Raw genomic sequence first — 679 nt, 5'->3', positions numbered from 1 at the left:
TCGCTGTCAACCGCCGTCGCATTGTCGCTATCGGTCGCCGTTAGGCTCACCGCTGGCAGTGTCTCGCCTGCATTCACCGCGTCAATACCCGCTTGCGTCAGTACCACATCGGTGCCGCTGATCGCGTAGTAACCATCGGTGTTTGTGCCCGGCGTGAAGGCCACACTTGGTGTGCCGTCTTCTTCATCCGACGCCGTGAACGTCGCCACCACGGTATCTACCGCCGCGTCGTTTTCATTGAACGCTGCCTCTGCCACCACATCGATGGTTGGGCCGTCATTTTGAGCGTTATAAGTTGGTGTATCGCTGTCAACCGCCGTCGCATTGTCGCTATCGGTCGCCGTTAGGCTCACCGCTGGCAGTGTCTCGCCTGCATTCACCGCGTCAACACCCGCTTGCGTCAGTACCACATCGGTGCCGCTGATCCCGACGTAACTATCGGTGTTTTCGCCTGCCGTCAAGCCCATACTTGGTGTGCCGTCTTCTTCATCCGACGCCGTGACCGTCGCCACCGCGGTATCTACCGCCGCGTCGTTTTCATTGGACGCTGCCTCTGCCACCACATCTATGGTTGGGCCGTCATTTTGAGCGTTATAAGTTGGTGTATCGCTGTCAACCGCCGTCGCATTGTCGCTATCGGTCGCCGTTAGGCTCACCGCTGTCAGTGTCTCGCCTGCAT

Annotated in this window: 1 protein-coding gene; it reads right to left on the bottom strand. The window is 58.9% G+C overall.

All coding sequences use genetic code 11. The features are described 5' to 3' along the window. Window positions 1-679 (bottom strand): hypothetical protein (locus A3712_RS28055; RefSeq protein WP_443083619.1); only part of this gene is annotated, 679 nt, incomplete at both ends.

It is taken from the genome of Vibrio sp. HI00D65 (assembly GCF_001635455.1).
In the GTDB taxonomy this organism is placed as follows: domain Bacteria; phylum Pseudomonadota; class Gammaproteobacteria; order Enterobacterales; family Vibrionaceae; genus Vibrio.
The sequence above is the reverse complement of the archived record's forward strand: the minus strand, read 5'-3'. Positions and strand labels throughout refer to the sequence as shown.